General features: G+C 52.2%; 16 protein-coding genes. All 16 read right to left on the minus strand.

Going from position 1 to position 13,953, the window contains the following annotated elements:
* Positions 1 to 347: 347 nt before the first annotated feature.
* Positions 348 to 821 (minus strand): GNAT family N-acetyltransferase, encoded by a 474-nt coding sequence (locus LBF86_06315; protein ID MDR0665117.1) that lies wholly within the window; start codon positions 819 to 821, stop codon positions 348 to 350.
* 116 nt (positions 822 to 937) lie between these two features.
* Positions 938 to 2,248 carry a sodium ion-translocating decarboxylase subunit beta gene (locus LBF86_06320; protein MDR0665118.1) on the minus strand — a complete coding sequence of 437 codons (1,311 nt, stop codon included), beginning with the start codon at positions 2,246 to 2,248 and terminating at the stop codon, positions 938 to 940.
* A gap of 9 nt (positions 2,249 to 2,257) precedes the next feature.
* Positions 2,258 to 4,066: a biotin attachment protein gene (locus LBF86_06325; GenBank protein ID MDR0665119.1), complete on the minus strand. Its 1,809-nt coding sequence runs from the start codon at positions 4,064 to 4,066 to the stop codon at positions 2,258 to 2,260.
* Positions 4,067 to 4,075: 9 nt separating this feature from the next.
* On the minus strand, positions 4,076 to 4,312 hold the full coding sequence (locus LBF86_06330; GenBank protein ID MDR0665120.1) for an OadG family protein: 237 nt from the start codon (positions 4,310 to 4,312) through the stop codon (positions 4,076 to 4,078).
* 289 nt (positions 4,313 to 4,601) lie between these two features.
* The gene (flhA, locus tag LBF86_06335; protein ID MDR0665121.1) at positions 4,602 to 6,833 is read right to left on the minus strand and encodes a flagellar biosynthesis protein FlhA; all 2,232 of its coding nucleotides are present in this window, start codon (positions 6,831 to 6,833) and stop codon (positions 4,602 to 4,604) included.
* On the minus strand, positions 6,833 to 7,243 hold the full coding sequence (locus LBF86_06340; GenBank protein ID MDR0665122.1) for an Rrf2 family transcriptional regulator: 411 nt from the start codon (positions 7,241 to 7,243) through the stop codon (positions 6,833 to 6,835). Before LBF86_06340 ends, flhA begins: the two co-directional genes overlap by 1 nt.
* Positions 7,244 to 7,342: 99 nt before the next feature.
* On the minus strand, positions 7,343 to 8,344 hold the full coding sequence (locus tag LBF86_06345) for an NADH:flavin oxidoreductase (protein ID MDR0665123.1): 1,002 nt from the start codon (positions 8,342 to 8,344) through the stop codon (positions 7,343 to 7,345).
* 29 nt (positions 8,345 to 8,373) lie between these two features.
* Positions 8,374 to 8,928: a 2-oxoacid:acceptor oxidoreductase family protein gene (locus LBF86_06350; protein ID MDR0665124.1), complete on the minus strand. Its 555-nt coding sequence runs from the start codon at positions 8,926 to 8,928 to the stop codon at positions 8,374 to 8,376.
* Positions 8,929 to 8,968: 40 nt separating this feature from the next.
* Positions 8,969 to 9,376 carry a hypothetical protein gene (locus LBF86_06355; GenBank protein ID MDR0665125.1) on the minus strand — a complete coding sequence of 136 codons (408 nt, stop codon included), beginning with the start codon at positions 9,374 to 9,376 and terminating at the stop codon, positions 8,969 to 8,971.
* A gap of 41 nt (positions 9,377 to 9,417) precedes the next feature.
* A complete protein-coding gene (locus LBF86_06360; protein ID MDR0665126.1) occupies positions 9,418 to 9,819 on the minus strand; it encodes a hypothetical protein in 402 nt (133 codons plus the stop codon).
* A gap of 71 nt (positions 9,820 to 9,890) precedes the next feature.
* Positions 9,891 to 10,307 (minus strand): hypothetical protein, encoded by a 417-nt coding sequence (locus LBF86_06365; protein ID MDR0665127.1) that lies wholly within the window; start codon positions 10,305 to 10,307, stop codon positions 9,891 to 9,893.
* Positions 10,308 to 10,348: 41 nt separating this feature from the next.
* Positions 10,349 to 11,176, minus strand: a complete 828-nt coding sequence (locus tag LBF86_06370) for a 2-oxoglutarate ferredoxin oxidoreductase subunit beta (protein ID MDR0665128.1) — start codon at positions 11,174 to 11,176, stop codon at positions 10,349 to 10,351.
* A 96-nt stretch (positions 11,177 to 11,272) separates the two neighbouring features.
* Complete coding sequence (locus LBF86_06375; protein ID MDR0665129.1) at positions 11,273 to 12,394, minus strand: 2-oxoglutarate synthase subunit alpha; 1,122 nt, start codon at positions 12,392 to 12,394, stop codon at positions 11,273 to 11,275.
* Between the two features lie 10 nt (positions 12,395 to 12,404).
* On the minus strand, positions 12,405 to 12,566 hold the full coding sequence (locus tag LBF86_06380; GenBank protein ID MDR0665130.1) for a hypothetical protein: 162 nt from the start codon (positions 12,564 to 12,566) through the stop codon (positions 12,405 to 12,407).
* A 2-nt stretch (positions 12,567 to 12,568) separates the two neighbouring features.
* On the minus strand, positions 12,569 to 12,877 hold the full coding sequence (locus LBF86_06385; GenBank protein MDR0665131.1) for a 4Fe-4S binding protein: 309 nt from the start codon (positions 12,875 to 12,877) through the stop codon (positions 12,569 to 12,571).
* 288 nt (positions 12,878 to 13,165) lie between these two features.
* A partial coding sequence (locus LBF86_06390) for a TylF/MycF family methyltransferase (protein MDR0665132.1) occupies positions 13,166 to 13,953 on the minus strand: 788 nt, incomplete at its 5' end.

Consider the following 13,953-nt stretch of genomic DNA (forward strand, 5'->3'; position numbering starts at 1 on the left):
CATGGCGAGAGCGACGACGACGATCGCTTTTACGACGATAATTCGACGCGGGATATAACGCCCCGCAGGTTGGGTAGGTGATCGTTGTAATTCGCGAGCGTTAACGAAGCAAACGGCAAGCTCCCCCTTTCCATAAAGGAGAGAGCTTGCAAAAGCGGCGAGCTAAAACGCAACGATCGGCAGTCTCTAATAATCTTCTCTCGCTTTCCAAAAAAAGGGAGAGGAGGAGGCTCGTTTTTCGCGCAAAGGCTTGCGATCGAGGGGATAGCGGCTAACGCCGTCGCCAAGCGCGATCGATTATTCTTTTTTCCCTTACGTTTGGTTTGCTCCAATTGCGCCGATCGAATTTATTGGCGGCTTTTTGGTCTGCCCAAACGCAATATCGGAAACGCTCTGCCGTAATCGTCCGTTTCGCTTCTGCTTAGCGTTTCAAATCCGTATTTAGCGTAAAATCCTATCGCCAGATCGTTTTGCTCGTTAACGTCCACAAACCCGACGTTTAATTCGTTTATCGCGTATTGTATTAGCTTTCCGCCGATTTTGGCGCCTCTATATTCCGCTCCGACAAATAACATCTCTATTTTATCCTTCGCAATTGCCATAAACGCGCGGCAGGCGTCTTTGCTATCGCCGAAAATAAACAGCCTTTCAACCGTTTTTATCCCGTCTTTGACCAATGGAATTAAGTCTTCTATATCTTTTTGCGATAAAAACGAATGAGAGCTTCTTACGGAGGACTCCCATATTTTAAGAAGCCCGTTCAAAAGCGCGTCATCTCTAAACTCTTTTTCGACGGATATTATTTGCGCCGCTTTTTCCAATTCGTTTATTTTCTCCCGACGTCGGTTTATCGCGCTTAAACGCGCCGCTATAGCGACGAGGGCGTTTGCGGCGCGGATAATTTACCCCTTCTCGCGAAGAAAAGGGGTAAATCGCGTTAAAACATCGACAATAAAACGCCCGCGGCGACCGCCGAACCGATCACGCCCGAGACGTTAGGACCCATCGCGTGCATAAGCAAGAAGTTTTGCGGGTTGGCTTTTTGCGCCTCTTTTTGCGAGACTCTAGCCGCCATAGGCACGGCGGAGACGCCCGCGCTTCCGATCAACGGATTGATCGGGTCTTTGCTTAGCTTGTTCATGATCTTCGCCATAATCACGCCCGCGGCGGTGCCGAAGGAAAAGGCGATCAAACCCAAAATAACGATCGCTAACGTTTCTGGAATCAGAAACTTATCCGCCGCGAGTTTCGAGCCTACCGAAAGCCCCAAAAAGATCGTAACGATATTGATCAGCGAATTTTGAAGCGTGTCGCTGATCCGCTCCACCACGCCGCACTCGCGGGCGAGATTGCCAAAGCAGAGCGCGCCCATCAGCGGCGCCGCGTCGGGCAGGAAAAACGCGCACAAAACCACAAGCGAGATCGGAAAGAGTATCTTTTCTAGCTTGCTCACGTCGCGCAGCTGCGACATCTTGATCGCGCGCTCTTTTTGCGTCGTTAGCGCGCGCATAATCGGCGGTTGGATCAGCGGCACCAGCGCCATATACGAATACGCCGCCACCGCGATCGCTCCAAGCAGTTCGGGCGCGAGGCGCGAGGCGACGAAAATCGAGGTCGGTCCGTCCGCGCCGCCGATAATGCTAATCGCCGCCGCGTCTCTTAGCGAGAAGGTGAAAAGATCGGTATATTGACCGACGGTCACCGCCAAAATCAAAGTGCCGAAAATGCCAAACTGCGCCGCGCCGCCAAGCAGCGACGTTTTTGGATTGGCGAGCAGAGGTCCAAAATCGGTCATCGCCCCCACGCCCATAAAAATTAGCAACGGAAAAAGACCGCTTGCTATGCCCATATTGTATAGAACGCCAAGCAGCCCGTTTGGTCCCGCGATCTCGGCGATCGGAATGTTCGCCAGCAGACCGCCAAACGCGATCGGGATCAGCAGCAAAGGCTCGTATTGTTTGGCGATCCCAAGATAGATCAAGACAAAGCAAATTGCGAACATCACAAGCCGCCCCCACGTTTGCGCGAACGGGCTTACCTCTTTGCCAAACTCGTTTGTTACGCCCTCTTTTGGAGTTAGAAACGCTTTGATTCCCGTGCTGTCAAATAGCCCTATAAACATATCGCCAAGCGGTTTTGCCTCGTAACTTTTCTCCTCGTTCGCCGTCGCGTTGGTTTCAACGGCGGCAAACGCCGAATGCGCGCAGGCAAACGCCGCCAAAATAAGCGCGATAAAGGTTTTTTTCATCGCCGATCCTTACTCGGCAATCGTTACAAGCGCTTGACCGGCTTGCACCTTCGCGCCGACGGGCGCGTTTATTGCCGCGATTACGCCGTCGGCGTCTGAAAAGACCTCGTTTTCCATCTTCATAGCCTCGATAACCAGCGTCAGATCGCCGTTTTTGACGCGATCGCCCACGTTTTTGACGATTTTTGTTATGGTTCCGGGCATTGGAGCGGCGATAATATGCGTTTTGCCGCTTGGAGGCGGAGCGTTATCGACGGCGATTTTCGCGCCGCTCGCCGCGCCAAGTTCGGCGATCTTGCCTTCGGCGATTTTGACGAAGTAGGTTTGCCCCTCTACCACGATCGTAAAATCCTCCGCGCCGCTTGGTTGTTTCGCGGCTGAAGGAGCGACGTCGGATTTGAGCCGAACGCTGCCTTTGGCGGCGCCCTGCAAAAACTTGATCCCCTTATCGCCGCACGCAAGAACGATAAAAACGTTTTCGTCGCTGATTTCAAGGTTGTTTGCCGCAAGCTGTTCTTTTGCCCATTTGCTTGATTTCTTTTCGTCGCGATCGGCTATATCGATCGCGTTTTCCGTCGTCGTCGGTAGCTTAAGTTGCTCGGAGGCTAATTTGACGATTTCGGGATCGGGCGCGACGGGCGTTTTGCCGAAGTAGCCCAACACCATTCTGCCGTAGCCGTCGGCGATCTTTTTCCACTTGCCAAACATCACGTTGTTAAACGCCTGCTGAAAGTAAAACTGGCTTACGGGCGTAACGGAGGTGCCAAAACCGCCCTTTTCCACCACTTCGCGCATCTGCTCGATCACGGAGGGGAATTTATCCAGACAGTTGTTATCGCGCATCATCTGCGTATTCGCCGTAAGCGCGCCGCCGGGCATAGGCGAATATTGAATGATCGCCGAAACCTGCGTCGCTTCGGGCGGTATAAAATAGTCTTTTAGCGCCTCTTTTAAGACGGTTTCGCTCTCCAACACCTTGTCGAGCTTAAGCTCGTCGCCAAGATGATTGCCCAAAACAAACCGCGATCCTCTAAGGGCGTGCGCCATCACCAGAATATCGGTGTGCGCCGTGCCGCCGCTGACCGGCTCGCGATCGAGATCCACGCCGTTCGCGCCCGCTTCGATCGCCGAAAGATAACACGCCAAGCCGATTCCAGCCGTTTCGTGCGTGTGGTAGCGGATATGACAATCCTTGCCAAGCAGTTTTCGCGCGGCGGCGATCGTCTCGTAAACTTTGCGCGGATTGGCGGTGCCGCTCGCGTCTTTGAACACGACGGAATCGTAAGGAACGCCCGCGTCTAAGAAACTCTTGAGCGTCTTTTCGTAAAACGCCGCGTCGTGCGCGCCGACGCAACCGGGGGGTAGGTCCATAACGGTAACGGTAAGCTCGTGATTTAACCCCGCGTTTTTGATCGCCTTAGCCGAATACTCCATATTGCGAACGTCGTTAAGCGCGTCGAAATTACGAATAGTAGTAACGCCGTGTTTTTTGAATAGTTTCGCGTGCAGATCGATAATCTCGCGCGATCCCGTGTCCAAACCTACGTGATTTACGCCGCGCGCCAACGTCTGCAGATTGGCGTCTTTGCCCGCGACTTCGCGGAACTTGTCCATCATATCGAAGGCGTTTTCGTTCAGATAGAAAAACGGCGCTTGAAATCTCGCGCCGCCGCCCATCTCAAATCGCCTAATACCCGCGTCGATCGCCGATTGAACGGTGGGCAGAAAATCCTTCATAAAAACCCGCGCGCCGAAAACCGATTGGAAGCCGTCGCGATAGCTTGTGTCCATAACCTCTATAATTTGCTTCGTAGCCATATCCGTCCCTTAACCTCGTCTTTTCTTATATTCGGCGATCGCGGCGAGCGCTATTTTTTGTAGCGTCGCGTCGGAGATTGTCGCGCTTTGCTCCGTAGCCGCGGGTTTTACCTGCGGAAAAAACCGCGTTAGCGCCCAACCTTGCGCCTTAAGAAACGCGATCATAAAACACAAGAAAGTAAAGACCGTCGACATGCCGACGACCATTATTTTCGCAGCCTCTAATATCAAAGTTCCGTTTTCCACTTAATTTTCCTTTTTTTTGCTTCTTTATATCCGCCGATAACGACGAATACGACCTTTTGCAACGCCGCGAGCGAAACTTTTGGCTTCGTCGCGACGAGCGCCGACCCTCTCCTTTTGGGCGAGAGCGCGTCTAAGAAACCTTTTGCCGCGCCGACGAGAGCCGCTATAAGGCGCGAGCGTCCAAGCGCCGCCGTTAGCTTTTTACCGCTTGACGACTTTAGATTGTATGCCTCCTTCCTTATTGGTCTAATATTGTAGTTTTGCGCGAATTGGTTGTTAATAGCTTACCTCAATTATCATTTATCGCTATGCTTCCTAACGCCTCGAACGCGGCTGAAGGGTCGATCTCGGCGTGGCTTAGCGTAACTATATCGAGATTGAAGCGCTCGTAAATCTGCGCGATCGATCGGCGCAAAAGCGGATCGACGATCAAAATTACCGGCGAAACGCCCTTTGCGATCAGCTCCTCCTTTTTGACTCGCGTAGCGTCGATAAACGCGGTGATCTCTTTGACGTTTAACATTAGAGCGCTCGCGCCGTTTTGATCTTTGAGCTTGTCTAGGAACTTTTGCTCGGACGCGACGTCCAACGTAAGAATGCGTATAACGCCGCCTTCGGACTTATACATATTCGTAATCGTCCGCGCCAGCTTAGATCGCGTTTGTTCGGTTAAAATCTCCGGGCTTCTGAGCGCCGCCGCGCAGTCGGCGATCGTCTCCATAATGGTGAGCATATCTTTGATCGGGATTTTTTCATGAAGCAGATTTTTAAGCACGCTTTGGATTAAGCCGACGCTTCCGGCGGCTTTTAGCGCGTCCTCCACGACGGTTGGATACGCTTTTTTTAGCGAATCGATCAGCTTTTGCGTATCTTGACGGGTAAGCATCTCTTCGGCGTGCTTTTTGACCAGTTCCGCTAGGTGCGTAGTGATAACGGTCGACGGATCGACGACGGTGTAGCCCTTTACGATCGCGTCGCTCTTTTTGTCGCCGTGAATCCAGATCGCGTCTAGCCCAAACGCCGGCTCTTTGGCGGCTACGCCGTCGATCTCGTCGATAGCAAGCCCGCTGTTGATCGCCAAAAATTGCCCCGGATATACCTGTCCGCTTCCAATCGTGACGCCTTTTAGCATTATCTCGTAGCTGTTTGGATCAAGCTGTAGGTTGTCGCATATATACACCTGCGGCATTAAAAAACCGAATTCGCCCGCCATTTTGCGTCGCATAGAGCGAATGCGATCGCTTAGATCGCCGCCTTGTTTTTCGTCTGCGAGTTTGATAAGCTGATAGCCCATATCCAGCTCTAACAGCTCCACCTTTAGCGCCCGCTCTAGCGCGCTTTCCTCCTCTTTGGCGCGCTCTTCGGGCGTTTTTTCTTTCGCTTTCGGCGCGCCCTCTTTCGCTCCCTCGCCTTTTTTGCGCGCGGGTTTTAGCGGCGATGGCGAATCGGCGCCGCTAAGCTCGTTCAAAAACGGAAACTTTGCCTTGAGCCAGCCGCTGATCGCGCCGTCTTGAGAGTCGCGAATTACAAGCGAGATCGCAACGAAAATTAAACCTATAAATCCGAGCGAAAGCGCGGGCAGACCCGGCACCATCGCAAACAAAACTAGAATAGCGCCCACGATCAACAGCGTTTTATAGTCGCGCCCTAGCTGCGCGATCGCGCCGCTGGCAAAGTTCGAGGCTTCGTCTTTGCTCGCGCGGGTGATGATAATGCCCGTGGCGGTGGCGACGAGCAGCGCGGGGATCTGCCCCACGAGACCGTCGCCGATCGTCAAAAGCGTATAGGTCGCCACGCTGTCTCCGACGGAGAGATCGTTTTGAAACACTCCGATCAATATGCCGCCGACGATATTAACGATCGTAATGATAATGGCGGCGATCGCGTCGCCTTTTACAAACTTGCTTGCGCCGTCCATCGCGCCGTAAAAGTTCGCCTCGCCCACGATCTCTTGTCGTCGCTTTTTGGCTTCGCTTTCGTTGATTAGTCCGGCGTTGAGATCCGCGTCGATCGCCATCTGTTTGCCCGGCATAGCGTCCAAGCTAAAGCGCGCGGAAACTTCCGCGACGCGAGTAGAGCCGTTGGTTACCACGATGAAATTAACCAACGCCAAAATCGCGAAAATGATAACGCCGATCACATAGTTGCCGCCCACGACGAAACTGCCAAAACTAGCGATAATATCGCTAACCGCTTCCGGTCCGTTATGCCCTTCGCTAAGAATCATTCGCGTAGTGGCGATATTGAGCGCGATCCTAAACAGCGTTACCAAAAGAATCATTGTCGGGTAGGTGGAAAAATCGGTGGGCTTGGCGATAAAGATCGAGATTAAAATGATCAGCGTGGCGATCGAAAGCGAGACCGTCAGCAACAGGTCTAGTAGCCAACTAGGCAGAGGAACGATAATGATCGCCATAATGCCGACGACAAAAAAGACTACCGTCAGGTCTTTGAGCGCGAACAGATATTTTAGAAACGGAAAAACGCGGTTTATCAGAGTAAAAGGCGTAGCTCGCGCCATTATTCGCGGGTTAGATCGGCTATGCTAGTTTTAGCCAGCATATCGTCAATCTTGGATTGAAGGCGGTTCAAGAACGGCCAGATCGCGCACAGAGAGCTTTTAGCCTCGCCGCTTGGGCAGTTACACAGCGCCGCCGAGCAGGTAAAAACCATAGCGCAGTGGTCGTCAACCGCGCGAAGCAACGCCTCGATCGTAATCTCGCTTGGCGGTTTCGCCAGCGTAAAGCCGCCCCCCGCGCCCTTGCGCGAAGCTAAAATGCCCGCCTTTGCCAACGACTGCAAAACCTTAGCCATAAAACTATACGATAGCTTTAGATCGGACGAAAGCGTTACCGCGTCCGTCGCGCCGTTTTGCTTGCTGACGGCGATAATCGCCATCAGCGCGTATTCGCTCGCTTTTGTAAATAGCATATATCCTTCTTTGCGTATAGCTCTTTTAACCGCCGCTAACGCGAGCGTTTTTGGACTACCGCATTATAAGCTACTTTCGTTCAACGCGGTTTTCGCGCGCTATCGATTATATTCTCTCGCGAATCTGTCGATAATATTCGGCTCTTTCATAAACGCTCTCGCCATGGCGAAGTATTCGATCTTTGTAGAGTTTAATATCTCCGTCATCCGCTCAAAATCTCTGTTGCCGCCCGTCAAAATAAGCGCCGTATCGTTTTGATCGGCGATTATTTCAGCCTCTTTTTTGAAATAGGCGGCGGATCGCTCGTCGAAGTTTCGCCACGCGCCGCTTACCTCGATCGCGTTTATGCCTCTTTCGGTCAGTTTTTTGCACAGATATAGCGCGTCGTCGAAAACGAGGGGGATTTTATAGTCGTCCATTACGTTGATCTTAATCCATATCGGAAAATCGTCTCCGACGGCGGATCGAACCCGGTCGTATGTTTCTAAAGACATTCTAGCTCTGTTTTCCGTCGATCCGCCGTATTGATCCTTTCTACGGTTGTAGTAAGGCGACATAAAATTACTAAGAAAAAAGCCGTGCGCGGCGTGCAGTTCAACGCCGTTGTAACCCGCGTTTTTCGCTCTTAACGCGGCTTGGGCGAATTGATTTTGCGCGTTATTTATTTCATCAAGGGTAATCTCTTCGGGCAGTATGCCCGCGATCGCGTTTTGAACGGCGCTTGGGGCTAATACTCGTATCTTACCGACGAGGCGTTTAGCCGTCTTATGAAACGCGACGGAGGAATACGAGCCGATGTGCGCTAGTTGTAAAACTATGGCGCAATCGCGCGAATGAACCAGATCGACCAGCTTTTTGTGTCCGTCAAAGAACGAGTCGTTATAAAAAGCCGGTATCGCGGAGTAACCCTTCTCGATCTCGTTCGTCAATGTAAAACCGGTAATAATAACCCCAGCCCCGCCGCTCGCGATTTTCTCGTAGCGATCGAGTATCTCTTTGCCGATCTGGGAGCGGCTTGCATTATCGCCGATCGCGGCGCGAATAAACCGATTCTTTAGCGTCATGCCGTTTAGCGTCGTTTTATCAAACAGCGTTTTCATTTCGCCCCCTTCGCCCGCGCTAAGGTATGTTATCGCTCCATAGCCCTTTGCGCGTATCTTTCGCCCGTTTCATACGCCTTGAGGTTGATCTCTACCACTTTGGCGGGGACTTTGCTTTTCATCGTTTCTACGACGCTGGCGCGATCGGCGCAGCCGCTCATATACACCGTTAGCGCCAGCGCTACGACGCTTTGCGTTACCACGTTTCCGACCTCCTCTTTGGCGATTGTTATGATCGGTATCTCGTAGATTTTCCACCTTTTGCGATCCTCGTCGCTCGGCGTAACCAAATTGGGATCGACCACGATAATAGCGCCCTCTTTTAAGCCGCTTTTATATAGGTTGTAACTTACGTTTGCGGTGGAGAGCATATACTCTATTTCGCCCTCGTTGGCGTATGGATATATAATTTCCGCATCGTCTAAAATAATATCTACTTTCGTCGCGCCGCCGCGCACCTGCGAGGTGTATGTCGCGGCTTTTAGCCCGTAGCCTCCGTCGGCGATCTTCGCCGCCGCCAAAATCTCGCCCGCAAGCAATACGCCTTGTCCTCCCACGCCCGTAAATCTTAGCTGCCGTTTCACACGATTCCCTTCCGTTTTTACGCGATTTTCACGCGGCGATCTATTGTATATAAAACTCGACGTCCGCCAGCGCGCCCGTTTTCTGCTGCGCGAACAGAAGCGTCGTATCGCCCGCTTCGTAAGCGATTGTTACCTGCAAGACGTCTTTTGTCTGCCAAGCATATTCAATCAGATAATCGCCGAACGCATCCTCATAGTTTTCGCCGACTTCGAGCTTGTCGCGCAGTTTTTGAAAATCATCGGAGCCGGGAAGCGCTATCAGGTCTCGCTTGACTATCTGGTATGCGCCTAAAATCGTTTGCGCGGGGTAAAAGCAGTTATATCCCGCCATATAGCCGCTCTCCTCTTCGCTGAAAACCGTCTTTTGGCAATTTGGCGGCAAGCCCTCCGCCGCGTTTATCGCGCCCGCCGCGATCAGCGCCGCCGCGATCGCTAAAAACTTTCTCATCTGCATTCCCCCTTGTGTTTCTGCGGTTTCGCTATCGTCGGTTAATCGGGCGAAAACGTAACGATCGATCGCGTTCCGTCAGGCTCTCGCGTAAATTCGGCGTCGGTTTCTCCGCCGGCGTAATAGATATTAACGACAAGCGCCTTGTCGTTGTTCCACGTATATTGTATCTCTACGTCGTCGTCCGCGTATTTATGGTTTTTGCCAATCTCAAGTTTAACGCGAAGGTTTTTATATCCAGGATCGTCCGGACTCTCTTGGATTCGGCTCTCGCGAAAATCTGCGTATGCCTCCAAAATCGTTTGCGCGGGGTAAAAGCAGCTATATATTGCCGCCGCGTCCTCGTCAAAAACCGCCTCCTCGCACCGCTTATCGCCCGCGAAACCAAACGCGCACAACATTTGAACGACGCAAATAACGCGCGAGCATCTAAAACCGGTCATCTTACGCTCCGCCTTTTAAGTTGTTCTTAAACGCCCCGTCGCCGCCTCTAGGCGCCCTTCGTCCGTTTTTCCTAATCGGATACAAATATAACTTCCATGCGCGTTCCGCCGCCCGTTTGCGCAAACCGAACGCTCATATCGCCCGACTCGTAGTCGGCGTAAACGCCAAGCGTTTTGTCGTTCTCCCAATCGTATTGTATCGTTATAACCCCGTTTTGATCTTCGCGCGCGTCCATATAATTTTTTCCAACCTCAAGATCGGCGCGCAACTCTTCAAAAACGGCGTAACCCGAATACTCGTCCATGCGATCGCTTTTGAACCTCTTATATGTTTCGATAAGCGTTAATTTTGGATAAAAGCATTCATAACCCATTGAATAATCCGCCCGTTCGTCCTCAAAAACGATCGCTTTGCAATTTTTGTCGTCAAAAAGAGGGACGGCGTATAACGCCGCCGCCAAAACGCATATAAACCAGAAAACTCTCATTCGCATCCTTTTCGTTCTTCCGCTCGACTATTTGCCGATCGCTATCGGCTCTTGTTCGATTGCGCTTTTAATATCACGCTTTCATACGCCTTGCAGTATTCGATCTTCGTCTGATCTTTATGCAAAACGCCCGTCGGAAACTTGCCCGTTTTTTCTTCGTCGCTCATAGCGTCGAAGCGCTGCTTGGGAGCGACGATGGATTCCAGCCATTTTAGCGTTTGGATCGCTTCGCCCATCTTGTTTTTGCGTCCAAGATTGATATGGCAGTTGCTGAAAATATCAAAAAAGCTAAAGCCCTCGTGCGCAAAGCCTTCCGCAAATACCCGCTCGATCTTTTTGGGATCATTTACGCTTTCGCGCGCGACAAAGGTCGCCCCCGCCGCGATCGCGAGCTTCGCCGCGTCGAAATTTGGATCGACGTTGCCATACTGCGTAGTTACCGTCCAAAAACCTTGCGGCGTGGTGGGCGAAACCTGCGAGTTGGTCAAGCCGTAGATAAAATTATTGATAACTATAAAGTTTAGATCAATATTACGCCTCGCGCCGTGAATCGTATGGTTGCCGCCGATCGCCAGCGCGTCGCCGTCGCCCGCTACGACAATCACATGCTTATCGGGGTTTGCCAGTTTGATTCCCGTCGCCACGGGGATCGTGCGCCCGTGCGTGGTATGGACGGTGTTGCAGTTGATATACGAGCTTAGCCGCCCCGAACAGCCAATCCCGCTTACCACGCACACGTCGTCCATATTCCAGCCGATTTTGGCGATCGCGCGAATAAGCGACTTTAAGATCGCGCCGTCTCCGCACCCCCAACACCAGAGCGTAGGCAACTTATCCGTTCGCAGATACTCGTCGTAGTTAAACGCCATTAAAAATCCTTTTAGCGATCGCGCCGTCGCGGCGCCCCCAACACCAGAGCGCGGGCGGCTTATCCGTTCGCAGATACTCGTCGTAGTTAAACGCCATTAAAGCTCCTTTATCCGCTTCAAGATAACGCTAGGCTCGATCGCCCTGCCGTTCGCCTGATTAAGCGCGGCGAAAGGGCGTTTGGCGACGCGCTCGATCTCCAGCGCGTATTGTCCCATATTCAGCTCGACGATAAGCCTCTTTTCATATTTTTCGCCGATCTCTTTGATCGCCGCTTGCGGGCTAGGCCACAGCGCGATCGGACGGAATAGCCCCGCTTTTATCCCCTCCTTGCGCGCCATATTGATCGCCTCTTTCGCGGCTAAACTCGCGCTACCGTAAGCGATTATGGCAATATCCGCGTCGTCTAATAGATAGCTTTCGTTGTTTTCGATCTCGCTTTGATAATTGTCTATCTTGCCCGTTAGCCGCTCGATCAGCTTTTGGCATAGCGCCGCGTCTTCGGTGGGAAAGCCCGTCGCGCCGTGATGAAGCCCCGTGATATGGTAGCGATAACCCGTGAAAAACGGGTTTAACGTCGCGGGTTCGTTAGGCGGCGCGTCGTAGGGTTTGTAGCTTTGGCGATCGCCATCGTATCGCTTGCGATTAACGATCGCCAGCGACTCAAGATCGGGTAAAACCGCTTTGGAGTGCATATGCCCGATCGTCTCGTCTAGCAGCACGATAACGGGGGTCATAAACCTCTCGGCGAGGTTAAAGGCGCGAAAAGTCTCCGTATAGGCTTCCGCGAGCGTTCCGGGGCAGAGCGCTATAGAGCGAATATCGCCGAAAGAGGGGTTGCGCGCAAAGCTAATATCGCCCTGCGCCACGCGGGTGGGCAAGCCCGTCGATGGACCGCCGCGCATTACGTCAATGCACACAAGCGGCGTTTCATACATAAACGCCAACCCGAAACTCTCCGATTTAAGCGACATTCCGGGACCGCTAGTCGCGCTCAAAGCCTTGATACCGCTTGCCGACGCGCCGATCGCCGCCAAAACGCCCGCGATCTCGTCCTCCATTTGGATAAATTTGCCGCCGACTTTGGGCAAAAGAACGCTCATCTCGTGCGCGATCTCGCTGGAAGGGGTGATGGGATAGCCGCTAAAAAATCGACAGCCCGCGTCAATCGCGGCATGCGCCGCAAGCTCGTTGCCGTTACAGATTACTTCTCTTGACATAACCTTCCCCCTAAACAGATTTGCCGTCTTTGTTTTCAAAATCTTTGTAATAGACGTCAAACATCGCTCTTTCCGCGTCCTCGTCCGAATAGAACTTTATCAAATCGTTATAGGCGGTTTTTACGTCCAAAGCCGCGTCGTCGGAAAAAATCGCCGTCCCCCATGCGCCCACGATCAACTCCTCCCAGACGGCGCGTAGTAGCCGCCCGCTTTGATCGCCAGCGCGTTTGCGCGGCTTTCGTCGGTAAGTTTGGCGAACTTATACTCCTTGCGATCGGCGACCATAATCGCGAAGTCGGGACAGGCCAATTCGCACTCGCCGCAACCGACGCAATCTTGCGGCGCGATCACGCTGATCGTCGCGCCTAACGCGCTTGTCGGCTCGCCTCTCATCGCGAGCGTTCCGCTAGGGCAGACCTCGACGCAGAGCGAACAGGCTTTACAGCGGCTCTCTATAACCCAAACGGGAAGGTTTTGCGTCATTGGCGCTCCTTTTACGCGCGATTTAGGCTCGAATGTTTTCGCCATTTTATGGTATTACGCCTAAGAATCGAAGGGAGCCGACGAAAAAGACGCGCTTTATCGCAACGTTTCAGATAGCGGCGAAACGCGCGGGATAAAATTAAGATCGTCAAACCCGTAGCGAACAGCGCGATTAGCAAACATTAAAAGCGGTGAAATCGCGGCGCGTATTTTGCGCAAAACGCTTACAATGCGCGCGTCTTGAAACGCTCTAAAGGCGATAGTTTTTAGCTCCCGCTCAAGATTACCTTAGCGATAAACGGCTATGCTGATTCCGTCTCCGATCGGCATAAGTTTTAGCGCGTTCTTTTTATCAAAATCCGCAACGGCGGCTTTTACGCCTCTGTATCTTGGATTAAAATAATCGTGGATCAAAATCACGCCGCCATCAACCATTCGCGGATAGAAAAACTCCAGCCCAGCCAAGATTGGATCGTATAGATCAAAATCGAGATTGACAAAGCAGAAGCGATCCTCCACGCCAACCGTCGTTTCGGGAAAGAAACCTTTCTTGATAACGCACTTATTAGGAAAAGGAAGGTTTGACAACACTATATCTTCGGAGGTTGTATTCAAATGACCTTCGCCAAACTCGGAAAAACCGCCGCTCTGTTCCTTTGCTATATCTCTTTTGTCAAAACCCGTAAAGGTATCGAACAGATACAGTGTTTTATCGGAGAAAACGCGGTTAATCTCCTTTGCGAACTCGCCTTGAAAAACGCCTCCCTCGGCTAACGAGCCTTCAACTTGTCTCTCCTTAAAGTGTTCGGCTAATTTTTCAAGAAAAACGACGCGAGATTTGACGGCAAAATAGATGTAATATACATCAATTTTATTTGCGTCAACGCCCATTTCAACTAGTTGTCGCGGGATACTTTCTAAACCGACTGATGCGGCTACTACTACGCGATCGTAATCGCAATCGTTTAACGCGGACGGCGGATATGTGTTTTTGCCGTCAATGGGTTCGCGGGGGGGGCCCCCCCCGCCGGGGGGGGGGGGGGGGGGGGGGGGGGACGGGGGGGGGGGGGGTTTTG

The organism is Helicobacteraceae bacterium (genome assembly GCA_031258155.1).
GTDB lineage: Bacteria > Campylobacterota > Campylobacteria > Campylobacterales > SZUA-545 > JAIRNH01.